The sequence below is a fragment of the Dolichospermum sp. DET69 genome, assembly GCA_017355425.1.
Classification (GTDB): Bacteria; Cyanobacteriota; Cyanobacteriia; order Cyanobacteriales; family Nostocaceae; genus Dolichospermum.
This window is the reverse complement of the sequence record CP070233.1, coordinates 1,531,328-1,552,657: the sequence shown is the minus strand read 5'-3', so window position 1 is coordinate 1,552,657 and position 21,330 is coordinate 1,531,328. Positions and strand designations below refer to the sequence as shown.

Genomic DNA, 21,330 nt, shown 5'->3' with positions numbered 1-21,330 from the left:
GGGCGCAGGGCCTGCGCCCTCTCCGTCATCAGTGATAAAACTATTACAAATCACCAATTATGCCAAATCCATTAATGTATCAACAAGACGATTTTGTTGTTTTGGAAACAAATCAACCAGAACAATTTCTGACAGCGGCTGAATTGTTAATAAAGCTGGAAAAGACTTTATCACAAATAGCTCATGATGATTTACCACTAGATATGCAAAAATTGGATTCAGTTAGCGAACAGGCACAATATTTGCTTGATACAAGTTGTAATTTAGATGTAAGTCCAGGAGAATATTTACAGTGGTATGCGGTTCGCTTGGAAAAATAAGATTATTTGCTCACAGGATTGGGAAGAATATTGTTCACGTTTACGTTTGTTCAGAGTCAAAGGTAATGCGCTCAGAATGATATGCAGGTGGCTCAACATGAATTAAAATCCTGACTGGATGAAACCGTTGTTCTAGTTGTCTTTCGACTTCTTCTGTAATATTGTGAGCAGTCTCTACATCTGGTGCATCAACAATTAAGTGCATTTCTATAAATACTTGACGACCGATAACACCACGAGAAGCGATATCATGACAGTTAATGACACCTGGTACGGAAACTGCGATCGCATGAATGGTTTCTGGAGCGATCGCCATTTGATCCACAAGCCAAGGTAAATTTTCCGTTAAAACTGACCAACCACTCCAAAATACAAGTAAAGCTACAGGGAAAGCCAGTAACACATCTAACCACTGATAACCCAGCCAAACACCTATTAAACCACCAATAACGGAGATTGTTACCCAGACATCACTCATGGTATGGGTAGCATCAGCGACTAGAATAGAACTACCTACTCGTCTACCCACATTGCGTTCATAAAACGCGACAAAAATATTTATTCCCAACACAATTAGTAATAACCACAACTCTGGAGGTGATACTCTCACAGGTTCACCACCACCTTTGATAATTCTTTCTACAGCACCTTGAACAATTTCAAAACAGGCTATTCCTAGAAATGCAGCTATCCCCAAAGCCCCTACGGCTTCAAACTTATTATGCCCATAAGGATGCTCTCGATCTGGTAATGGTGAAGAAAACTTAATCGCCACTAATCCTAAGACATTATTGGCACTATCCGTCACACTATGTAAAGCATCGGCCAGCAAACTTAAAGAACCTGTCCAATGACCCACCAGGGTTTTTAATCCCATTACAAATACGTTAAGCAATAGAGTAATAATTAAGACTCTTCTTACTTCAGTACGGTTATCGTAAGTCATATATTAATCTTTTGTTAATCTTATGTGATTTGTGAAAAAAAGGCATAGAGAATTTATTTTCTTTAACTCTTACTGTACAGCAATAAGTATTTGTTGCTAGGAATAAATATATAGGAAATAGGTCAAAAATTGCTAATTAAGAATTTATCTCTTTATTGAACAAAAAGATCCCCGACTTCTTAAAGAAGTCGGGGATCTGGATATGGGATCTGGATATTATAAATATAATAGAGAGCATATTCCGGTAATATAGATAATTACGAATTATTGTTAATAAGTAGCTTATGTCTTCTGTACCTCTCACACTGAATCTAGTAGAAGGTTCTGTTTCCGTCAGTTTTTCACCCCAAGCAGCACAGGAATTAAAAGCAGCAATAGATGAATTAATGAAAAGCCTCAAAGCTGTTGCTAGTAAAACTCCAGGAACAGGTAAAGTCAGTCCCCAACCGTCCTTAGAGTATCGTTACACTGGGGATGTATTTATAGAACTATTCTGCAATCCTAATATCTGGCCTACTCCCTTTGCAGCTAAAGTTTTGTTAACAATTCGCAATCTAGGGATTCGGTTAACGACAGAAGCGGAACTTACCCGTGTGATTGAAGATATTAATCAGTATTTAGAGCAGTTTTAAATTAACGTCTAAACTATGATTTTTGTGATTTTTATGATTTTTACGATGAATCCCTCATCTTCATCAAAATAATCCTAAAAATCATAGTTCAGACATTTTTCTCGTTCCCATACTCTGTATGGAAATGAATTCTAGAAGGCTCTGCCTTCAATAATAGCAGAGGCAGAGCCTCTGAATAGCATTCCCATACAGAGTATGGGAACGAGATACAGCACTTCCCGATGTTATGAGGTACAAGAACCCCACCCCCAACCCCCTCCCCGCAAGCGATGCTACGGTGTACACACAAGTCTTCTAGAGTTGCCCCACAACGTTTAGATCCCCCCAACCCCCCTTAAAAAGGGGGGCTAAATTCTTCAAAGTCCCCCTTTTTAAGCTATCCATTACCGGGATCTTTCTTAACATTCGATAAGAGCGATCGCTCTCAAACCCCAAACCTTAATCCTCCGTTGATGATTCTCAATAAAATCAGGGTTTTATCAAGAAGAATAAGGTACATTTTGTCAAGAGTAGGGAAATTTTCAAGCGTTGAAACCGTTGCCACATAAATGTTTCAAGATTGTTAAGAAAGATGTGGGTAATGGATAGCTTTTTAAGGGGGATTTAGGGGGATCGGATAACGTTTAGCATCCTGTCTAGAGATGTGTGTACACCGTAGCCTTAAAAAGGGGGGCTAAATTCTTCAAAGTCCCCCTTTTTAAGGGGGATTTAGGGGGATCGGATAACGTTTAGCATCCTGTCTAGAGATGTGTGTACACCGTAGCCCCCAACCCCATCCCCGCAAGCGATGAGGGGGCTAAGATGTACCTCATAAGAGCGGAAACCGCTGTAATGAACGAGATAATGAGATAAACGAGATAAGGTTAGGGTTTGAGAGTAAATAATTGAATACAAATATGTCAACAAATTTAATGTGCAATTAACAGAATATGATGATGTTCAATTTGCTACTACAGAATTTGAAAAACTTTGGGCTGAATCTGTGGATATATTACCAGTTGATCAGTAAACCAAAAAGTTTTTTCCTGAAGGGAGATCGCCAAATACTGTGTAGTATAAAATACTTTTTTATTCCCGATACTCTAATCAGCAGACATAGTATAGATAATAATTACTTATGATTAGCTGGTTAATAATTTCTTGACGCTAACCGGATGGAATATAAATGCTTTCAACGACTTGATATTTCTTCTGTAGGGCTTGAGATAAAAAGGCTAACATCTGTTTGAGTGTAAAAAGTGTGCGATAAATTAATCTACTACCTTTCCTTTTACGACTGATTTTGAGCCATAGTAGATTCACCCAGATGTTAATTAGAAGAAAGGATATTCCAATGAATAGTAATCTCAAGACTGGATTTTTGTTATTCGTCTTAATTCGACAAATATTTTTCAGACGATAACTGGTTTCAATGCCAAATCTTTTTCGATAATCTTGATAGATATAATTTAAATTTGTTTTGACCTTATAAGCAACATAAACAAAGTATTGAACCCCATGCTTTTTATGCTTTCCCTTTCTATATTTACAGACGATCCATAAATCAAATGTGACAAAATCATCTTTGTCTCTTGTAATAGTATAGGTAGTTTTATAACTTTTTTTACCCTTGAGGAATTGTTTGATTCCTCCTTTTTTTCCAGTCTTGATAGCAGGCATAAGAAAGGGAATATCTAATGCCTGTAACCATCTAATTACAGGAGTATTAAAAAATCCCCTATCCAAATAGAGTTTTTTTACATTTATTTTTAGGGATTCAAGTTCTGCTAATAAATAAGTAATTAAAGCCACACTAGTATCTAATTGGCGAACACCTCTTATTGCTAGAGTTACACGCTTATTATTACTAATAACATATAAAGTGGCATAGGCATAAAATGAATTAGTACCAGATTTAGCTTCACTTCGATATATGTAGGGTAATTCTGACGATGTTGGTTGACCATAATAACAAATTAAATTTAAATCAATCGCTATTTTCAAACACCCTTTTTTTAATCCTAAAGGAATTCGACTTTTTAATGCTTGATTTATTTGCGCTTCTAATTCCTCAAAATTGTTAATTTTATTGAGATGATATCTAATATCATTAGCTGTCGGAATATTTTTTAACAATTTAGCTGTGTTTTCAATACTGTCTCCAGTGCTGGCTGCTTTAACCAGAATCTCGAATAAAGTTTGTTGGTCACAGGCTCCTTGCGTTTCAATCGAAAAATTTTCTACTAAACACTGAATAACCTCATCAAGAGTTTCTGAGTCGGTTAAAACGAGTTCTTCTGTAGACTCGCCCCGCGTGGCTTTTGTTAGAGATGAAACAGTCAATTTTTTCAGCCAATATGCTACACACTACTTTCATCATTTCATATTTTGATCCAGTGCAAATTATGATAACTATTTCTTATATATTTGGTATTCTATAGTACATGAGTATCTGTCGTATTTTGTTAGTGATGCCTGCTGCGTCTGTAGCAATAGCGTCAGCACTCCGTAAAAATCACTCTTTGGGAAAAACTTTTTGGTTTACTGTTGATATCAAGAATATTACCAAAGAAACTTATTTAAATGCAGAAACAACTCCCTTTGAATTATATATAAAATTGCTGAGTGAATATTTTAGTGATAATATTAATTATGATGCTGATTCCATTGGTGATTTACCTGAAAACTTTAAAAAACTTTCTTATCAATTCTAAATCCTTAGCATTTATCATGAAAATCACAAATAGATCCAGAAGCGTTAGGTAGTGTAGCGCAAAGTGCTAAGAAATTCCTATCGGACATTATTAATAATCCTCAAATAACCGAAAAACAAAGAGAAAATATTAAAAAAATTATCATTTTGATTGATATCGGAAAATATACTAATTTACCTTCTGACATTGATAAGTTGCAAAAGAAAAAAATAAAATTAATTAATTTTATGTTAGAATTTGATAAAATTGCCCAAAAATATAGTGTAGATTCATCCAATGTCCAAAAAGGAGAAAAAAGAAAGGTTGAAAAGCCAGTATTAATTATTTCTGAATCTTTTATGTAATAATATTACCCCTTTCCTAATATGGTAACAATACAACTAAGGCAATTAAGCGTACCACCAGGACATAGAATTATATTACACAATATTTCTTGGCAAGAATTTGAAGAAATATTAACAGAATTAGGAGAAAATCGTGCTAGTAGATTAGCTTATTATCAGGGGAATTTAGAAATTAAAATGCCGTTACCTAAGCATGAAGTAGCGAAAGTTATTATTGGAGATTTGGTTAAAATAATTCTAGAGGAATTAGAAATTGATTGTGAATGTTTTGGTTCAACCACTTTTAAACGTCAAGATATGAATAGTGGAATAGAACCAGATGATTCATTTTATATTAAAAATCATCTACAGATGATTGGTAAGGAAAAAATTGATTTAAATATTGATCCTCCTCCTGATTTAGTCATAGAAATTGATGTTACTTCCAAAACACAATTAGATGCTTATTTGGCTTTAGCAGTTCCCGAAGTATGGCGATATGAAAATGATAAATTACAGATTAATATTTGGCAAGATGGTAAATATATAGAATCAAAAGTTAGTCCTAATTTTCCTGATTTACAAATTGCAGAAATAATTCCCCAATTTGTTGAAGAAAGTCGGATTCTTGGGAGAAGTCCTACTTTGAGGAAGTTTCGACAGTGGGTAAAACAGCAATAAGAAAGTTTATTTAAACCTCCGAATATAATTCGGTGCTACACAAACAAAGTCCACCTGCGTGGACTAAAAGATAATATAATTAACCTGCGTAGGCAGGTTTGGCCTTATAATGATTTCTGTAAATATATCATTTCTCAACCCGGTATTTCTCAAACTATCTTTAATGGTGATGAAAAAGCTATTCGTGATTTTAGTAAAAAATTATTAGGAAGGATTGTATTTTTATATTTTATCCAGAAAAAAGGCTGGTTGGGTGTACCAGAAAATGAAGATTGGGGAAAAGGTGATCATCATTTTTTAACTAATCAATTTCAAAGTTTTCCCCATAAAGAACTTTTTTATCTAGAATTTTTATCCGTTCTATTTTTTGATACTTTAAATACAAAACGTCCAAATGATTTAATTCAACTTGGTGAAAATCAAGTTTGCAGAATCCCTTATTTAAATGGGGGTTTATTTGAAGAGGATCATAAAAATAAATATTCTCGAAAAATCAAGCAAATCAAAGGAATCCTATAAATCATGGTTCAGACATTTGAATATTGCATTGGATAATGTAAAGATTTGTGATCCTGCTATTGGTTCGGGTGCTTTTCCTATGGGTTTGTTACATGAAATATTTACCGCAAAACAAACTCTACATACTTTTGAATTTGGGAATACGACTAAATTTAATGCTTCGGGGGTGAAGTTAAATATTATCCAAAATAGTTTTCAATCAAGATATATCAGAACAAATATTTTGTTACTACCGTTCTACTTATAATAAATTTGCCTATAGTTCTGAGAGGTTGATCTCATTAACGACGAGTTTTGTACTAACAAAAAAACAAATCTCAAATCTAAACATTAAATACGTTACAGCTATTCTTAATTCAAATTTTATAAAAAAATACTCTATTAAGAATGCAAAAAAAATGGGTCAATGCTTTGAATATTCATCGAATTTTTTGGCATCAATACCAATCAAGAAAATAAGTTCAAAATACGAAGTTAAATTCATTAAATTAGTAGATAATATTTTACTCTATAAAACACAAGGTAAAGATACCACTGCATTAGAACAACAAATAGACAATATGGTTTATAAACTTTACGAACTCACTTATGAAGAAGTAAAAATAATAGATCCCGAATTTGCCTTAACAGAACAAGAATATGCAGACATAAAACTAGAAGGTGTTTAGAATAATTTAAAATCACAAGAATCTAATTTAGAAGTTAGTGAAAGATTACGACAATTATCTATTGCCTTAAAAAGCCAGGGATATGAATAGAATTAATTGATCTGCAATATTATTTAGTTAACCTCCATCCAAGACCTTAAATACCGTGTAATTTCAGCAACAAAATTCTGTGATAGCTTAAATAAAGCCATTGCTGACTCCATATCCGGTTCTAACATTTCCCCATAATCACTTGCTTGTCGTTCATCAAATGCCCGATGAAAACTCCGCGATAACTCCTTAGAAAAAATTCCTGTCTTCACAAATTCACGATCAAAAAAACTAACTATTCCACTATGTTTAGAACTCCCTAAACCTTTAGTTGCTAAAAGACCCAAAGCTATATAAAACATTGCATAATAAGAGCGATTGATACTGCCACGAAAAGCTGACTGATTTAGTAAAATATTCGCTTCTCTTAACGTTTCTTCACTTTCAGATAAACGGTACTCAATTAATAGCCTTAGTTGCTGATTTATCATATAGGAATACCCTCTTGTAACACCTTAAACAGTAAAGGACTAGCCCCCATAGCTCCCCTTTCTACCTGTGCTTCTGTTACTACAAAAGTGGAAATAACTAAATCATATTCAAAGCCTACTTCCCACGCCAAATCACTAATTTTTTCCCGACATGATCTATCTAACTCAGCAATTTTAATAAACACATCTAAATCTGATTCTTCTGTAGCATCACCCCGCGCTCGTGAACCAAATACCCGTAAGTCCAAAATAGGAATGATTGCTTCCAGTCGGGAGCGAAACTCCGAAACAATTTTCCGATCACTATTCTGTATCATTTCTATTCCTCCAGAGAAAAACTAATTTTTTCTAACTATTCCTGATTAATGCTCTTTTTTCACTTCTACCTATCAATACCTTAGCCAAATCAAAAAATGCTTTAAGAGGGTGTTTGAAAAGTATTAAATAAAACCAATAATCTCCAAAAACCTAACCCCCCTGCCCTGACAGGTGTAGGTTTTTAATATTCTCTGTAAAGGCAAGACCAGGAAGACAAGGAGGGATAGTAGACAAGGAAGATTTTATCCATAAAATACCCAATTTATGGTTTGTTTTATGACCAATCATCCATTTCTTGTCCGGTTTTCCTCCCTTGTCACCTTGTCTGCCTTGTCTTCCAAGTCCTGTCCTCACCCAATTGTAAAAAACCTACACCTGTCAGACCCCCCTGCCCCCCTTCCCTACGTTAGCGCAGCGTGCCGAAGGCTGGGAAGGGGGGTTTCAAAGCCTCTCCCCGCTTCGGGGAGAGGTTTACAAGAGGGGTTATTTTATACCTTGAAAACTTTTAAAACATCCTCTAATAGTCTAACCCTTATTTTGCATCTTCCTTCTTCCTTCGTGTCCTTCGTATCTATCCCTAACGGGACGCTGCGCGGACGTGGTTCATTAACTCCTGATTCCTAACCCTAACGAAAAGACTTTTATGGCTTACACCACGCTATCAGCAAACCCTAATTACTAAGAATTTAAGCAATAATTACTTGTCTATTTTAACATCAATTCTGCGATTTTAAGTAGAACAACAAAAAACCAAAATACGTAACCAAAAGGTAAGAATTCAGGAGTCACCGAGTCAGGAGTCAGGAGAAAGAAAAAAGAAGATTTGAGGTAGAATTATGGCAATTTATTCTGATTCGGTGTTTCCTTGGCTGCTGATTTCTTTTCTTCTATTGTATTTATTCTGACTCGATGACTCCTTTGCTCCTGAATCCTTACACAAAAAGTAAAATTCCCCCAAGTCTCTTCCTAATTCCCTGTAACCATGCCACAAACTTAGTTAAAATAATCAACTAACCTCAACACAGAAAGAAGCCGAAAACTCATGGCAGATCAAATGCAGTGGACAAATGCCCTATCAACCCGTCCTTCCTTAGAAGCGGCTATTACAGATGTCGTAGAACAAGCAATGGCATCAATAACCGCACCAGCGGATTTAGGGCTGGTATTCATTTCCTCTGCTTTTATGAGTGAGTATTCCCGACTTTTGCCTTTATTGGCCGAAAAACTGGCTGTACCTGTATTAATTGGTTGTAGTGCTGGGGGGATAATTGGCAGAAAACAGGCCGGAGAAACCGAAGAGATAGAAGCAGAACCAGCCCTGAGTCTGACTTTAGCCCATCTTCCGGGGGTAGAAATCCGACCATTTCATATAGTAGCGGAAGAATTGCCAGATTCCGATAGTTCCCCCACTGCTTGGATTGATTTGCTGGGTGTACCACCTTCGGTTGTCCCCCAATTTATTCTCTTGTCTAGTCCTTTTGCTGGGGGAACTAATGATTTGTTACAGGGTTTAGATTTTGCCTATCCTGGTTCAGTGGTGGTGGGGGGACAGGCCAGCAGTGGCTTTATGAATGGTCGCGTAGGGTTATTTTGTAATGATAAGTTATATCGGGAAGGCACGGTAGGAATAGCCTTGAGTGGTAATATCGTATTAGATACTATTGTTGCCCAAGGATGTCGTCCCATTGGTGAACCTTTACAAGTTACTAAAGCTGAACGCAATATTATTGTTGAGTTAGATGAAAAAGTACCTTTGGTGGTATTGCGAAATTTAATTAGTAGTCTGAGTGAAGAAGAACGAACTTTAGCGCAACATTCTTTGTTTGTGGGTTTAGCAATGGATGAATTTAGGCTAAATTTACATTCTGGTGATTTTTTAATTCGCAATATTTTGGGAGTAGATCCTAATGCTGGCGCAATTGCAATTGGCGATCGCATTCGTGCCGGTCAAAGGTTACAATTTCATTTAAGAGATGCCGCAGCATCAGCGGAAGATTTAGAAATTTTACTCCAAGAATATCAAAGTCAAAATGCCAGTGAACCTTCTCCTGTAGGCGCTTTAATGTTCACCTGTTTAGGACGAGGAACAGGACTTTATGGCAAACCTAATTTTGATTCTCAATTATTTAGCCGTTATGTTCACGACATACCAATGGGTGGCTTTTTCTGCGGTGGTGAAATCGGTCCAGTAAGTGGGAGAACTTTTCTTCATGGTTATACTTCTGTATTTGCCATTTGTCGTTCTTTAATCAGTGATAATAGCTAATGGGTAAATGTAATAGAGAGAAAAGCCAATTACATCCTGAAAATCCTCAAATCCTGGAAATCCTGATATGGCTAACGCCACGCTTCGCTATCAGACAATTTGCCATTTGTCGTTCTGTAATCAGTGATAACAGCTAATGGGTAAACATAACAGAAAAAAAGCCAATTACATCCTGAAAATCCTCAAATCCTGGAAATCCTGATTCAGACAATTTACCCAATTAAAAGCGTACTGTGATTATCAATTAGAGTTGTATTCCCATCATTAACGGCACTATATTCTTCAATGTAGCGACGCACATGAATAGGGAAGTGGGGATAATCTAACATAGCATCACCATCAGCAATAGTTGCCCAAAAATCCCGTAAACCGGGAGCTAGTGTTTGTGCCTGTGCCAGTGGTAAACTCAAGGGAGGTAAGGTCAATAATTTGAGAACAAAGGGATAAGAGCGATCGCCCATCCATTGCCGTGATAATATTTGTAAATTGGGAAAATCTGGCACTGATTCCACACGGTGAGAGACAACTTGTAACGATTCACTACCCAATTCATCGCGGTTAAATTCCAATACCCGATAAGGATGAGGATAGCTGACTAAAGAACCAGTGGTAATATCATATATACCTTCTGCACAAGCCACATCTTGAACGTGCAAATGTCCTGTAAATACTAACTTAACTCCATAGCGTTGTAATAACTGCCGGAGTTCTGGTGCATTTTCCAGCATATAACGATTTGCCATCGGATGACTTGATTGATTTGGTAAATGTTCAACCACATTGTGATGAATCATGACTAAAACTAACTCATCCTCAATAGCTGCTAACTCCTGTTCTAACCACTGAAATTGTTGACTATCTAACCGTCCTCTTTGCTGACCTTGATCATCAAAAGAGTTAGAATTAAGACCAATTAACCTAACTCCTGGGAATATCTGCCGATTGTAATAATGTTGTTGAGGATTTTCATAACCAAACTTTTGGTAAAAATAGGGAAAATCTGCAAAGCCAATTGATTGTTTATTGGCCATTAAAACAGGGATATCATGATTGCCAGGAATAACATAAGATGGAAAAGGTAACTGAGATAACCTGTTTTGTAACCAACTGTGGTTTGCTAATTCACCATGTTGGGTTAAATCTCCAGGGATCAATAGAAAATCTAAATCTAATTGTGTTAAATGTTCTAATACACTATCAAAAGCTGGAATACTCACTTCCACCAAATGAAAGCGACTAGGATGATCCCAGATTGTTTCAGGAAGCGCAATATGTAAGTCGCTAACAATAGCAAAACGAAAATTAAGTTTCATTGATTTTAAGAAAATGTTAAAAATGAAGTTGCAAAAATTCTTATTCTCAAAGTATAACGCTCACTGTGTATACCTGTGTAGTAATATGTAGACTTAATAATATTTGTATACATTTGTTTAGAATTATTTTTTTAGGAGTATAAATTTTGTCACCTGTTCGAGTTCGTCAGCACGTTAACCCCCTATCGAGTAAATTCCAAACCCCAACCGCTTCTCCAGAGTGGGAAAAGATTTATATCCAACAAAACCTACCTCTACATTTAGATATTGGTTGTGCGAGAGGGAGATTTGTCCTAAAAATGGCACAAGTAGAACCAAATTGGAATTTTTTAGGTTTAGAAATTCGAGAACCGCTAGTAGTCGAAGCCAATAGAATCCGCGACGAAATGGAGTTAACAAATTTGCATTATCTGTTTGCGAATGTGAATAATTCCCTAGTTTCCTTGTTATCCACCTTACCTGTAGGAATGTTACAAAAAGTTACAATTCAATTTCCTGATCCTTGGTTTAAAAATCGTCATGCGAAACGTCGGGTAGTACAACCGGAATTAGTCACAGAATTAGCAAATTATCTAACTGTGGGTGGTGTTGTTTTCCTGCAATCTGATATAGAATTTGTAGCAGTGGAAATGTGCGATCGCTTTCAAGAAAACCCCGCATTTGAGAAGATAGGAACAACAACATGGTTAACTGAAAATCCCCTTCCTGTCCCCACAGAAAGAGAAATAGCTACACAAAACAAAGGTGAACCTGTATATCGGGCTTTATTTAGAAAACTGGAATCTCCGACTTCTCAGATAAATTGTGATTAAATGAGAAGATTGGTAGCGGAATTCGGGGATCTTTCAACTAACGAATTAAACCAGCCCGTTGAAAGATATTATGAGGAGTAATTTGTAAATCTGGTAATATTTCATGACTAATAATTTGATTTCCTCGAAAAGTAACAGGAAGAGAAGATAGTGTAAATACAGTGATAGTTTGAGATATTGTGTCTACTATCCAAACCAATAAAATCCCAGATTGAAGATAATCAGTTGCTTTATCAATCATGTCTCCAAAAGTTTGACCAGGAGAAATAATTTCGATCACTAATTCTGGGATAACTGGACAAGCTTCATCTTTGAGCCAGTCAGCATCAAGACGTTGATAGGAAACATAAGTTAAATCAGGGACGGGTATCCAACTTTCTTGATTTCTGGTTAATTTGATTCCCCATTCCACCACAACGCGACCTTGATCTTGCGCCCATGCAGATAATAATATAAATAATGCTCCTGTAGTTGAGCCATGAAAAAACTTAGGAGACATTTGATCATTTTGATATTTAGGTACAGCTTCACCGTTAACAAACTCATAAGCAGTATCAGTTTCGGGAAGTGCGAGAAATTCTTCAACAGTAAGCTGATTTTTTAGTTGAGTCATAAGTAGGTAGGCACAATTAAATATAATATGGGCAGGCTAGAAGCCCACCCCACAAAAATATTATACTTATTGTGGGGTGGGCATCTGGTCCCCCCAAAGTCAACAATATTATTGTGATATTATTTGGTGTCCATCTACTTAATTAGTTTGAAGGGATTGATATTCCCAACTTTTATGATAACTAAATTAGGGGATCTTTGGATATATGAGATCCCCTAATTCTGATTTTGACTGTGTTAATTTCTGCTTTCAAGGAAGTTTATATTGAATTTCAGTGATCAAAGAACAATCCTTGAAGAATAAATTAAGCGCCACGTCTTAATGATGCTTCTATTTGTTTGAATTCTGTATCTAGCCGTTTTTTAAGCTTTTCAGGAACGGGACGATTAGGATAAGAACTGTAGTGTCCCGCAAGGGAGTTGAGGGCTGTTCGCATGGTTGTAAAAGAGCCAAGAGCAGCAACTGAACTATTCCGCTGGTAGCGAGCCGAAAAGTCATTGATTTTTTGGCGTGCTTCTGATTGTAGGGCGGCTTTATCAGGAGAATCTTGTGGTAATTCTATAGCTTGTTTCAAAATATTAACTACAGCTAGGGTATCTTGACGATAATCCCCAGTTAAACTATCTGGACTACCACCACAGCCAACTAAGCCGATAACTAAAACTAAAACTAGAGAAAGCAGACGCGACCAATAGCTTTTCATAAGCATTAAGTAAAAAAAACAAGTAAATCAAAATCCATCCTATCTTGGATTGGTATGCAATAGGTCAGTTGTCAGTGGTCAGTGGTCAGTTGTCAGGAGGAAGAAAAGAATTATCCAATTACCCATTACCTATTACCCGATATAAGGTATCCCTTTGTTGGTAAGGTCTTGCTAGAGATGATATTGCGCTTTGTAAAGTTTCTACTTCCATACAAGTGCCACCTATAGCTCCGGCCATGGTGGTAATGTGTTCCTCCATTAATGTGCCACCGATATCATTACAACCCCAATTTAAGGCTTCTGTAGCACCGTCTAACCCTAGTTTTACCCAGCTTGGTTGATGATTCGGTATGTAATTTCCGAGGTAAATTCTGGCTACAGCCGTGAGTAACAGAGAATCAGCGAGAACTGGTTGATCTCTTCCTACCCGTCTTCGTAAGGATTTAGGCGCTTCTTGACCAACGAAGGGTAAGACAATAAATTCGGTGATTCTAGCAGGATATCCCTTTTCTATAGCTGTTTGTTGGAGCGATCGCAATTTTTCTAAATGTCCAATTTGCTGTTCTGGGGTTTCAATATGCCCCGATAACATGGTACTGGTAGTAGGTAAACCTAATTGATGGGCTGTACTTACAACTTCTAGCCAAGTGGCTGTATCAATCTTTTCTGGACACAATACCCGTCTGACATCATCATCTAACACTTCTGCGGCTGTTCCCGGCATCGAACCGACACCAGCATCTCGCAAAGCTGTAATCACTTCAGCATAAGAAATTCCATCCAATCTGCCGATAAATTGGATTTCTTGGGGAGAAAAAGCGTGTAGATGTAAGTGAGGAAATTCACCTTTGATAGTTTCTACCAATTTCAAATAGTAAGGTAAAGACTTGCCATTAATTTGCGCTTGTGGATGTAATCCCCCTTGCATACAAATTTCCGTTGCTCCTCGACGCACCGCATCCGTAGATTTTTCCGAAATCTGCGCCCAATCTAACCAGTAAGCATCAGCATCACCATCATCTCGCCGAAATGCACAAAAACTACAATGTTGCTCACAAATATTAGTAAAATTAATATTTCGATTAATTACATAAGTCACCGTATTGCCAACTTGTTTTTGCCGAAGTTGATTTGCTGTAAACTGAATTTGAGCGATCGCTTCTGGGTCAGTCTGTCTTAGTAAAAATACTCCATCATCAGGGGATATACTGTCCTCTGTTAAAGCAGACTGAAGAATAGATTCAAAAGTTATATTACTCACGGGGCATTAAATATAAACAACTTATTTAAGTTTGATAATAAATGGAAATTTGGACATTTTAAATATTATTTTGCTGACAAACAGTGTAATACTAATTTTTTTATGTGAAACTGCACATAATCTTAAAATCAATTGATTAATACATCTTTGTCCGTCCTCATCTGCGTTTATCTGCGTTTATTCGCGTTTATTCGCGTTCAACGTCATCACACTGGGTTCAATCTAATTATAATCCATTAAATTTCCTAAATACTTTGTTTACATTACAAAATCTGATAAATTAAAATTAGTTGCCAAACAGCAGAAATTAACTATTTAAATTTAAAAGTTACTACTTATTTTATGAATACAAACTTATCCAATTCCCTATTAGTAGTTCCTATCGGTGCATTGAGGATTTCTGAATTTACAACTGATGAAATAGCTGAAAACAATCCCATTTTACTATCTTTAGTAATTCCCACCTATAAAGAACGTGACAATATCGAAAATGTAGTTAATATCCTAAGTGGGTTATTGGATCAGACTATTCCTGGTAATTATGAAATTATTATAGTGGATGATGATAGCCCAGACCGAACTTGGGAAGTAGCACAATCTCTCATCCCCGATTATCCCCAATTACGGGTAATGCGAAGACAGGAAGAACGGGGACTATCTTCAGCGGTAATTCGTGGCTGGCAAGCTGCTACAGGGCGGGTATTAGGTGTGATTGATGGCGATTTACAGCATCCTCCAGAGGTATTAACCCAACTGTTGCAAAAGATAGAACAGGGGGCAGATTTAGCCCTAGCTAGTCGTCACGTAGATGGTGGTGGTGTCAGTAGTTGGAGTGTAATTAGACGCTTTTTATCTCGTGGGGCGCAGGTGCTAGGATTGGTAATTTTACCAGGAGTTCTAGGGAGAGTTACTGATCCCATGAGTGGTTATTTTATGGTTCGACGCAGTGCGATCGCTAATGCCACACTTAATCCCATAGGGTATAAAATTCTTATAGAAGTGATTAGCCGGGGACAGGTAGGAGAAATTGCCGAAGCTGGTTATGTCTTCCGGGAACGCACAGAAGGAGAAAGCAAAGTAACATGGAAACAATATATAGAGTATATTCAACACTTAATCCGGTTAAGAATATCTACTGGTAGACTAGGAAAAATTAGTAAAAAAGTCAACTTTCCCGTGCAGCGATTCCTCCGTTTTGGCTTAGTAGGATTGAGTGGAGTATTTGTAGATATGCTTATACTTTATTTACTCAGTGACCCCACAACCTTAGCTTTACCATTAACACGTAGTAAAATAATGGCTGGTGAAATTGCTATTTTCAATAATTTCCTGTGGAATGATGCTTGGACATTTGCTGATGTTTCGATGCAACAACAAGGGTGGAAACCCAGATTGAAACGGTTTTTGAAGTTCAATGTTGTTTGCTTGGCTGGGTTATTGTTGAATGTGGTAATTTTGAATTTAGTATTTAATTTCCTAATTCCTAATCGTTATATTGCTAACTTTATTGCGATCGCAATTGCCACAATTTGGAATTTCTGGGTTAACTTAAAACTAAGCTGGCGGGTAACTGAAGTAAAATAGTCAAAGTTTGTGAAAGAAAGAATCTAATCTTAATTACTAGTATTAGGTCTTTTTTTCTGATTAAATAAACCCGACATACTCATACCAGTTACCAGCAAACCAATTAACCCAAAGCCATTTAAAATTGGGTAAATTGCCTGTAAATGAAAAATTTTACCCGTATGAATTTTCAACATTAGGTTAGATGAAAGTCCCAGATTAATTGGCCATTCTCCAGCTATAGTTGCTAACATTCCCGTCAATACAGTTAATAGCAGTGGTAAACAAACAATAATGCCCAGAATACGGTGATATTTGCGAAATGCCTTTTTCATGGTAATTGGTAATTGGTAATTGGTGATTCTTCTTTCTTCTTTCTTCTTTCTTCTTTCTTCTTTCTTCTTTCTCCTGACTCCTGACTCCTGACTCCTGACTCCTAAAATTCTGACTCGGTGACTCCTTTTATACAATTATATGACCTTTTCTGCGTCGCCAAATCTTCAATCCTTCAAACCACAAAACACTAAACACCCCAGAGGTGAGACTGACTAATAAATCATCAAAATGCAGAAAAGAGAACCGGAATAGATGACGTAATAAAGGAACATAAAGCACTAATCCCATAAATATCACACCGCCACCTAATACCCACCAAAGTGCTGCATTAGGAGTGCGTAACATTTCGGGAATAGTCCGCGACCAAGAACGATTACTCAAAATCATACTCAAATTAGATACAATTAAAGTAGTAAAAGCCAAAGCGCGAGCATCAAATTCTCCATGTCCAGAGTAAAAAGCCACACCAAATACCACCACCAGCACCACCAACACACTCACCCCTTGCAGAAGTGCTAATCTCAAAGTTCGACGGCTGAATAAGGACTCTCTGGGATTACGCGGTGGACGGTTCATAACATTGCTTTCTTCTGGCTCTGCCTCAAATACTACAGTACAAGCAGGGTCAATAATCAAATGTAAAAAAGCAATGTGAATAGGCAATAGCACCAGCGGCCAATGAAATATTACAGGAATCAACGACATTCCGGCAATAGGAATGTGAACTGCTAAGGTATAAGCCATACCTTTTTTCAGGTTGTCAAATACTCGCCGTCCTAACCTGACAGATTGGACAATGGCAGAAAAATCATCATCTAGCAAGACCAAATCCGCAGCCTCACGAGCAACATCTGTACCTCTTTCCCCCATAGCAATACCAATATTAGCAGCTTTTAAAGCTGGGGCATCATTGACCCCATCTCCAGTCATAGCCACGATTTCACCGCAGCGTTTGAGGGCATTAACAATCAGTAATTTTTGTTCTGGGACAACCCGGGCAAAAATATTTACGGTTTGAATTCGAGACAGCAACTCACCTTCTGGTATCTGTTCTAATTCTGCCCCAGTAATCACTTCAGTAGCGGGTGTCAGTCCAATTTGGCGGGCAATATTTTGGGCTGTGGCGGGATAATCTCCTGTAATCATCACTACTCTGATACCAGCAGTGTAACATTCAGCAATGGCTGGGGCGACGGTGGGACGCACAGGATCAGCCATTCCTAAAAGTCCTAAAAAGGCAAATTCAAAATCATGCTGTTGTTCAGGAAGGGTATTTGGTTTTTTTGTTTTTTGATGTTGACCAATGACTTTTGCCACACCCAAAACCCGCAAACCAGCAGTTGCCATTTTACTAATCTGCTGTTCCAAATCTTGCATCTGTTGGGGGTTAAAATGACAGAGATCAGCGATCGCTTCGGGCGCTCCTTTGGTCGCAATTACTAATTTATGTTCTGGAGATTCCCACACACAGGACATGGCTAACAATTCACCTGAAAGGGGATATTCGCGCTGTATCTGCCAATCATGATGTAAATGTTCGGTGCGGGCTAAATAGTCTTCACCCACTTGTTTAAGGGCTTTTTCCATCGGATCAAAAGGATCTTTACGACTGGCTAAAATCCCAAATTCAATTAATTCATGAAAAGTTTCTGGCAGTGCGTCTCTTTCATGTAAATTTACATCATAAAATTGGGGAGTTAAACTTAAAGATTCATATACAAAAAGTTGCTGAATTGACATCCGATTAAATGTCAAAGTTCCGGTTTTATCTACACAGAGAACGGTGGCTGAACCCAGGGTTTCTACTACAGGGACACGACGAGTTAAAACCCTTGCTTGGGAAAATCTCCAAGCCCCCAAAGCCAGAAAAATTGCCAAGACCACAGGAATTTCATTAGGCAAAATTGCCATAGCTAAAGCCAAACCGGCTAAAAATCCTTGTAGCCAATTTCCCGTATTTGCACCGTAAATAACGATCACAGCCACGCAGATAGCGATCGCCACAAAGGTCAATTTACTAACAATCCGTCGCGTTTCCCGTTGTAAAACCGTATCTTCCTGTTCCAGAGTTTGCAAGGTTTTACCAATTTTGCCCATTTCTGTCTGCATACCCGTTCCATAGACTTGGGCAATTCCTTGACCTTGGACTATCAACGTTCCCGAATAAACAAAAGGTAAATCTTCACCACCCAAACGATGCTGATTTGCCCTTCTGAGGGTATTTTCTAAATCCCTGCTATCTTCTACTGATTGCTTGCGAACAGGTAAAGATTCACCTGTTAACAGCGATTCATCAACACTTAAATGCGTAGACCACATCACCACAGCATCAGCAGGAACTCTATCACCCTCTGATAAAACAATCACATCTTCACGGACTACTTCCCGCCCTGCAATTCGTTGCCGTTCGCCATCACGAATCACTAATGCACGAGGGCTAGAAAGATCGCGTAGTGCTTCTAGGGATTTTTCTGTTTTTTGTTCTTGGTATAAGTTAATGGCGACAATGAAAAAGATGAAGCCTAGTAAAATTAAAGCTTCCTGAGCATCACCCAAAAACAAATAAATGATACCACAGCCTAATAAAAGGAGGAAAATTGGCTCTTTGAAAATTTCTAACGCAATTCCTAAAAAATTTCGTCGTTCAGTAGATGGTAACTCATTATATCCTTCTTTTTTCAGGCGATCGCTTGCGGTTAATACGGATAACCCTGTAATAGATTCCAGTTCAATTTTATGACTCATAATAAAAGTTTTGTTTTCATGTTCACGTAGTGTGCAAATCACATATAGCAAGCGCTCAGAAAATAAAGAAAAACTTATAATAAAAGCCCCTAAAAACTGTTATTCTCAGTGGAGCGTTCCTAATAACTATCGGCTTATGTCCACGTTGCGCTATCAAAGGCGATACCAATGCCAGTATCCGCCACTTCTATGACAAAAAAATCATCCCATTTAACGATTTTTACCCTGATCAGACCGCCATTAGACGTATATTTCAGAGTGTTTCCCAGCTAATTGCCATATTGCCCTTTTCTAAATTCTTTACCTTTGCTATTTTATTTTAGAGAATAGTAGTAGTACAACTAAAAATATCTATTAGGAGTTGACAATGAAGAGTTTCAAACCAATGTTAATTATTGCAGGTATCAGCTTACTAACCTTAGTAGGTTGTACCAGTGCGGAAAAAGCTACCACAGAAACTACCCCCGCAGCAACTTCCAAATCTACAGGAACAGCAACGACAAAAAAATCTATACCAGGTAATAAGGGTTTACTAGCTGTAGTATCCAAAACTAAAACCGCAGTTACATCTGGCAATTTTGTCCAAGCTAAAAAAGAATTTGACAAGTTTGAAGATGCTTGGAAAGAAGTAGAAGATGGTATCAAAGCTAAATCCCGTGATAATTATGAAGCTGTAGAAAAAAGTATGGATGAGATTTCTGGTGAACTCAAAGCTTCTAAACCCCAAAAAAACAAGTTATTAGCATCATTACAGTTATTAACAAAAACTATTAATACTATTTCCAAGTCTTAATAAAATCTCAACCTCCATAATTTTGCAGTTGACAAAATTTAAATATAATCTGTTTTTCGTAAGGTGGGCAATGCCCACCATTTTTATTTAAATATTTTGTATCATTTCATTTTTTTAGTAGTTTGCATATAACGATAAATAGCGGCTATATTCCGAGCATCATCAATTCCTCGATGATGTGTACCTTTTAATTCTATTCCTAAATGTTGCAGGGCTTGTGCCATACCAAATTTATCAGATACACCTAAATATTCAGAAAATTCCGTTTTAATATTTCTGTGTTCTCCACCAAAAGGATAAGAAATATGATGAAATTTGCAATCTTGGATAAATTGCGATTTATCGTAATTACCCCAAGAGCAAAATATATTATTAGGAAATGAATTCATCCAACTTGTTAAATTTAACATCGCTGCTGAGAAATTTGGTGCTATATCAACTTGTTGTTGAGAAATACTAGTCAATTCTGTACAAAAAGCTGTAAGTTGGGAATTTCGCACAGGTTTAATAAATTGTTGAAACTCAGAATCAATTTCCCAAGTTTGGCGATTTAGCATCACCGCACCAATTTCAATAATTTCCATTATATGACGGGGAATACTCTTGTGGTTACAGCAAGTAGCTTCAAGATCAATAATCAGAAAATAGTGATTCATAGGGAATTATCAATAAATTTAGGAAAAAGGTTTCAGCCATTTTTGTAAAATAGCGGTATCGAGAACAAAAGCAGCAAGAGCAAACCAGAGGATACTTTCTCCTGCTAAGATCAAAAAAGGTAAAACCGAATTATTTATATTCCAACCAACTTCTATTTGAGTTAATCCCCGCACCAACCCAAAAGCCCAAACTCCACCAGTTTTGAGGTGAGGATTTGCATCTAAGCGGATAATATAACGGTAAGTGACACCAAATAGAAAACCAGAAAAACCTGCTATAACACCATTTAATAACATCTGTAGATTTACTAGATCAATTTGCTCATAACTAAGTGTTGGAAAATACTTGGATAGCCACCAAGCATTGATAAAGCTAGTGCTAAGGAAAGCTAAACCTAAAGATATGCTGCCAATTACTCCTGCTTTGAGAGATTCTAACCGTTCTGCCATTAGTTCCATGAACTTACCAAACCTGCCATCAATATAGTTAATGAATCAACCGCGTTTTCCCGGTATGATAAATATGAGAGACCTTTTGTAATTATTTGAAAAGTAGAACTATGATTTTGACACTGGGTTGGGTATCACTGTTAGTTGTGTTTACTTGGTCGATTTCTATGGTAGTTTGGGGACGCAACGGACTATAGG

25 protein-coding genes are annotated in these 21,330 nt (G+C 37.1%); 13 read left to right on the top strand and 12 right to left on the bottom strand.

What is annotated here, in order from left to right:
* Window positions 1-59 precede the first annotated feature (59 nt).
* On the top strand, window positions 60-320 hold the full coding sequence (locus tag EZY12_07470; GenBank protein ID QSX69447.1) for a chlororespiratory reduction protein 7: 261 nt from the start codon (window positions 60-62) through the stop codon (window positions 318-320).
* Between the two features lie 40 nt (window positions 321-360).
* On the opposite strand, the gene EZY12_07465 is transcribed toward EZY12_07470, so the two are convergent.
* The gene (locus EZY12_07465) at window positions 361-1,266 is read right to left on the bottom strand and encodes a cation transporter (protein QSX69446.1); all 906 of its coding nucleotides are present in this window, start codon (window positions 1,264-1,266) and stop codon (window positions 361-363) included.
* 284 nt (window positions 1,267-1,550) lie between these two features.
* Between EZY12_07465 and EZY12_07460 the strand changes: the two genes are divergently transcribed.
* Window positions 1,551-1,898 carry a hypothetical protein gene (locus EZY12_07460; protein QSX69445.1) on the top strand — a complete coding sequence of 116 codons (348 nt, stop codon included), beginning with the start codon at window positions 1,551-1,553 and terminating at the stop codon, window positions 1,896-1,898.
* A 1,146-nt stretch (window positions 1,899-3,044) separates the two neighbouring features.
* Here the strand turns inward: EZY12_07460 and EZY12_07455 are convergent.
* Window positions 3,045-4,220 carry an ISH3 family transposase gene (locus EZY12_07455; GenBank protein QSX69444.1) on the bottom strand — a complete coding sequence of 392 codons (1,176 nt, stop codon included), beginning with the start codon at window positions 4,218-4,220 and terminating at the stop codon, window positions 3,045-3,047.
* Window positions 4,221-4,321: 101 nt separating this feature from the next.
* Here EZY12_07455 and EZY12_07450 point away from each other — a divergent pair, with 101 nt between their 5' ends.
* The 5 genes from EZY12_07450 to EZY12_07430 all read left to right on the top strand — a co-directional run bounded on the left by EZY12_07450 (window position 4,322) and on the right by EZY12_07430 (window position 6,782).
* The gene (locus EZY12_07450; GenBank protein QSX69443.1) at window positions 4,322-4,591 is read left to right on the top strand and encodes a hypothetical protein; all 270 of its coding nucleotides are present in this window, start codon (window positions 4,322-4,324) and stop codon (window positions 4,589-4,591) included.
* Between the two features lie 146 nt (window positions 4,592-4,737).
* Window positions 4,738-4,935, top strand: a complete 198-nt coding sequence (locus EZY12_07445; GenBank protein QSX69442.1) for a hypothetical protein — start codon at window positions 4,738-4,740, stop codon at window positions 4,933-4,935.
* 21 nt (window positions 4,936-4,956) lie between these two features.
* A complete protein-coding gene (locus EZY12_07440) occupies window positions 4,957-5,595 on the top strand; it encodes a Uma2 family endonuclease (protein QSX69441.1) in 639 nt (212 codons plus the stop codon).
* A 249-nt stretch (window positions 5,596-5,844) separates the two neighbouring features.
* The gene (locus tag EZY12_07435; protein QSX69440.1) at window positions 5,845-6,114 is read left to right on the top strand and encodes a hypothetical protein; all 270 of its coding nucleotides are present in this window, start codon (window positions 5,845-5,847) and stop codon (window positions 6,112-6,114) included.
* A 176-nt stretch (window positions 6,115-6,290) separates the two neighbouring features.
* Window positions 6,291-6,782, top strand: a complete 492-nt coding sequence (locus EZY12_07430) for a hypothetical protein (protein QSX70563.1) — start codon at window positions 6,291-6,293, stop codon at window positions 6,780-6,782.
* A 113-nt stretch (window positions 6,783-6,895) separates the two neighbouring features.
* Here EZY12_07430 and EZY12_07425 read toward each other — a convergent pair whose 3' ends face one another.
* Window positions 6,896-7,303, bottom strand: a complete 408-nt coding sequence (locus tag EZY12_07425) for a HEPN domain-containing protein (GenBank protein ID QSX69439.1) — start codon at window positions 7,301-7,303, stop codon at window positions 6,896-6,898.
* Window positions 7,300-7,620: a nucleotidyltransferase domain-containing protein gene (locus EZY12_07420; GenBank protein ID QSX69438.1), complete on the bottom strand. Its 321-nt coding sequence runs from the start codon at window positions 7,618-7,620 to the stop codon at window positions 7,300-7,302. The genes EZY12_07425 and EZY12_07420 overlap by 4 nt, the downstream gene beginning before the upstream one ends.
* A 1,043-nt stretch (window positions 7,621-8,663) precedes the next feature.
* Between EZY12_07420 and EZY12_07415 the strand changes: the two genes are divergently transcribed.
* Both EZY12_07415 and EZY12_07410 read left to right on the top strand, forming a co-directional pair.
* Window positions 8,664-9,887: an FIST C-terminal domain-containing protein gene (locus EZY12_07415; GenBank protein QSX69437.1), complete on the top strand. Its 1,224-nt coding sequence runs from the start codon at window positions 8,664-8,666 to the stop codon at window positions 9,885-9,887.
* Complete coding sequence (locus EZY12_07410) at window positions 9,887-10,024, top strand: hypothetical protein (GenBank protein QSX69436.1); 138 nt, start codon at window positions 9,887-9,889, stop codon at window positions 10,022-10,024. Before EZY12_07415 ends, EZY12_07410 begins: the two co-directional genes overlap by 1 nt.
* A gap of 75 nt (window positions 10,025-10,099) precedes the next feature.
* Here EZY12_07410 and EZY12_07405 read toward each other — a convergent pair whose 3' ends face one another.
* A complete protein-coding gene (locus EZY12_07405) occupies window positions 10,100-11,200 on the bottom strand; it encodes a metallophosphoesterase (GenBank protein QSX69435.1) in 1,101 nt (366 codons plus the stop codon).
* 146 nt (window positions 11,201-11,346) lie between these two features.
* Between EZY12_07405 and trmB the strand changes: the two genes are divergently transcribed.
* Window positions 11,347-12,012 carry a tRNA (guanosine(46)-N7)-methyltransferase TrmB gene (gene trmB, locus EZY12_07400; GenBank protein ID QSX69434.1) on the top strand — a complete coding sequence of 222 codons (666 nt, stop codon included), beginning with the start codon at window positions 11,347-11,349 and terminating at the stop codon, window positions 12,010-12,012.
* Window positions 12,013-12,049: 37 nt separating this feature from the next.
* On the opposite strand, the gene EZY12_07395 is transcribed toward trmB, so the two are convergent.
* The 3 genes from EZY12_07395 to cofH all read right to left on the bottom strand — a co-directional run bounded on the left by EZY12_07395 (window position 12,050) and on the right by cofH (window position 14,589).
* Window positions 12,050-12,625: a Uma2 family endonuclease gene (locus EZY12_07395; protein ID QSX69433.1), complete on the bottom strand. Its 576-nt coding sequence runs from the start codon at window positions 12,623-12,625 to the stop codon at window positions 12,050-12,052.
* 304 nt (window positions 12,626-12,929) lie between these two features.
* Window positions 12,930-13,334, bottom strand: coding sequence for a photosystem II protein Psb27 (gene psb27 / locus EZY12_07390; protein QSX69432.1), 405 nt, complete (start codon window positions 13,332-13,334; stop codon window positions 12,930-12,932).
* Window positions 13,335-13,446: 112 nt separating this feature from the next.
* Window positions 13,447-14,589, bottom strand: a complete 1,143-nt coding sequence (gene cofH / locus EZY12_07385; protein ID QSX69431.1) for a 7,8-didemethyl-8-hydroxy-5-deazariboflavin synthase subunit CofH — start codon at window positions 14,587-14,589, stop codon at window positions 13,447-13,449.
* Between the two features lie 342 nt (window positions 14,590-14,931).
* Here cofH and EZY12_07380 point away from each other — a divergent pair, with 342 nt between their 5' ends.
* Entirely contained in the window at window positions 14,932-16,173 is a 1,242-nt protein-coding gene (locus EZY12_07380; GenBank protein QSX69430.1) for a glycosyltransferase, read from the top strand.
* A gap of 29 nt (window positions 16,174-16,202) precedes the next feature.
* Here the strand turns inward: EZY12_07380 and EZY12_07375 are convergent, their stop codons facing one another.
* Together EZY12_07375 and EZY12_07370 are read right to left on the bottom strand one after the other, a co-directional pair.
* Window positions 16,203-16,487, bottom strand: coding sequence for a peptidase (locus EZY12_07375; GenBank protein ID QSX70562.1), 285 nt, complete (start codon window positions 16,485-16,487; stop codon window positions 16,203-16,205).
* Between the two features lie 127 nt (window positions 16,488-16,614).
* The gene (locus EZY12_07370; GenBank protein ID QSX69429.1) at window positions 16,615-19,233 is read right to left on the bottom strand and encodes a cation-translocating P-type ATPase; all 2,619 of its coding nucleotides are present in this window, start codon (window positions 19,231-19,233) and stop codon (window positions 16,615-16,617) included.
* A gap of 367 nt (window positions 19,234-19,600) precedes the next feature.
* On the opposite strand from EZY12_07370, the gene EZY12_07365 reads away from it, so the two are divergent.
* Window positions 19,601-20,026, top strand: a complete 426-nt coding sequence (locus EZY12_07365) for a DUF4363 domain-containing protein (protein QSX69428.1) — start codon at window positions 19,601-19,603, stop codon at window positions 20,024-20,026.
* 101 nt (window positions 20,027-20,127) lie between these two features.
* Here EZY12_07365 and EZY12_07360 read toward each other — a convergent pair whose 3' ends face one another.
* Window positions 20,128-20,682, bottom strand: coding sequence for an exonuclease domain-containing protein (locus tag EZY12_07360; GenBank protein ID QSX69427.1), 555 nt, complete (start codon window positions 20,680-20,682; stop codon window positions 20,128-20,130).
* Window positions 20,683-20,700: 18 nt separating this feature from the next.
* A complete protein-coding gene (locus tag EZY12_07355; GenBank protein QSX69426.1) occupies window positions 20,701-21,141 on the bottom strand; it encodes a hypothetical protein in 441 nt (146 codons plus the stop codon).
* A gap of 101 nt (window positions 21,142-21,242) precedes the next feature.
* Between EZY12_07355 and petN the strand changes: the two genes are divergently transcribed.
* Window positions 21,243-21,329, top strand: a complete 87-nt coding sequence (petN, locus tag EZY12_07350; GenBank protein QSX70561.1) for a cytochrome b6-f complex subunit PetN — start codon at window positions 21,243-21,245, stop codon at window positions 21,327-21,329.
* Window position 21,330: the final 1 nt, after the last annotated feature.

Excerpts from the sequence above, each read along its gene's own strand:
- EZY12_07410 (QSX69436.1), top strand. The coding sequence starts at position 9,887 with ATGGGTAAATGTAATAGAGAGAAAAGCCAATTACATCCTGAAAATCCT.
- EZY12_07470 (QSX69447.1), top strand. The coding sequence starts at position 60 with ATGCCAAATCCATTAATGTATCAACAAGACGATTTTGTTGTTTTGGAA.
- EZY12_07425 (QSX69439.1), bottom strand. The coding sequence starts at position 7,303 with ATGATAAATCAGCAACTAAGGCTATTAATTGAGTACCGTTTATCTGAA.
- EZY12_07420 (QSX69438.1), bottom strand. The coding sequence starts at position 7,620 with ATGATACAGAATAGTGATCGGAAAATTGTTTCGGAGTTTCGCTCCCGA.
- EZY12_07440 (QSX69441.1), top strand. The coding sequence starts at position 4,957 with ATGGTAACAATACAACTAAGGCAATTAAGCGTACCACCAGGACATAGA.
- EZY12_07465 (QSX69446.1), bottom strand. The coding sequence starts at position 1,266 with ATGACTTACGATAACCGTACTGAAGTAAGAAGAGTCTTAATTATTACT.
- EZY12_07380 (QSX69430.1), top strand. The coding sequence starts at position 14,932 with ATGAATACAAACTTATCCAATTCCCTATTAGTAGTTCCTATCGGTGCA.
- petN (QSX70561.1), top strand. The coding sequence starts at position 21,243 with ATGATTTTGACACTGGGTTGGGTATCACTGTTAGTTGTGTTTACTTGG.
- EZY12_07370 (QSX69429.1), bottom strand. The coding sequence starts at position 19,233 with ATGAGTCATAAAATTGAACTGGAATCTATTACAGGGTTATCCGTATTA.
- EZY12_07360 (QSX69427.1), bottom strand. The coding sequence starts at position 20,682 with ATGAATCACTATTTTCTGATTATTGATCTTGAAGCTACTTGCTGTAAC.
- psb27 (QSX69432.1), bottom strand. The coding sequence starts at position 13,334 with ATGCTTATGAAAAGCTATTGGTCGCGTCTGCTTTCTCTAGTTTTAGTT.
- EZY12_07365 (QSX69428.1), top strand. The coding sequence starts at position 19,601 with ATGAAGAGTTTCAAACCAATGTTAATTATTGCAGGTATCAGCTTACTA.
- EZY12_07460 (QSX69445.1), top strand. The coding sequence starts at position 1,551 with ATGTCTTCTGTACCTCTCACACTGAATCTAGTAGAAGGTTCTGTTTCC.
- EZY12_07355 (QSX69426.1), bottom strand. The coding sequence starts at position 21,141 with ATGGAACTAATGGCAGAACGGTTAGAATCTCTCAAAGCAGGAGTAATT.
- EZY12_07395 (QSX69433.1), bottom strand. The coding sequence starts at position 12,625 with ATGACTCAACTAAAAAATCAGCTTACTGTTGAAGAATTTCTCGCACTT.
- EZY12_07415 (QSX69437.1), top strand. The coding sequence starts at position 8,664 with ATGGCAGATCAAATGCAGTGGACAAATGCCCTATCAACCCGTCCTTCC.
- EZY12_07405 (QSX69435.1), bottom strand. The coding sequence starts at position 11,200 with ATGAAACTTAATTTTCGTTTTGCTATTGTTAGCGACTTACATATTGCG.
- EZY12_07450 (QSX69443.1), top strand. The coding sequence starts at position 4,322 with ATGAGTATCTGTCGTATTTTGTTAGTGATGCCTGCTGCGTCTGTAGCA.
- EZY12_07375 (QSX70562.1), bottom strand. The coding sequence starts at position 16,487 with ATGAAAAAGGCATTTCGCAAATATCACCGTATTCTGGGCATTATTGTT.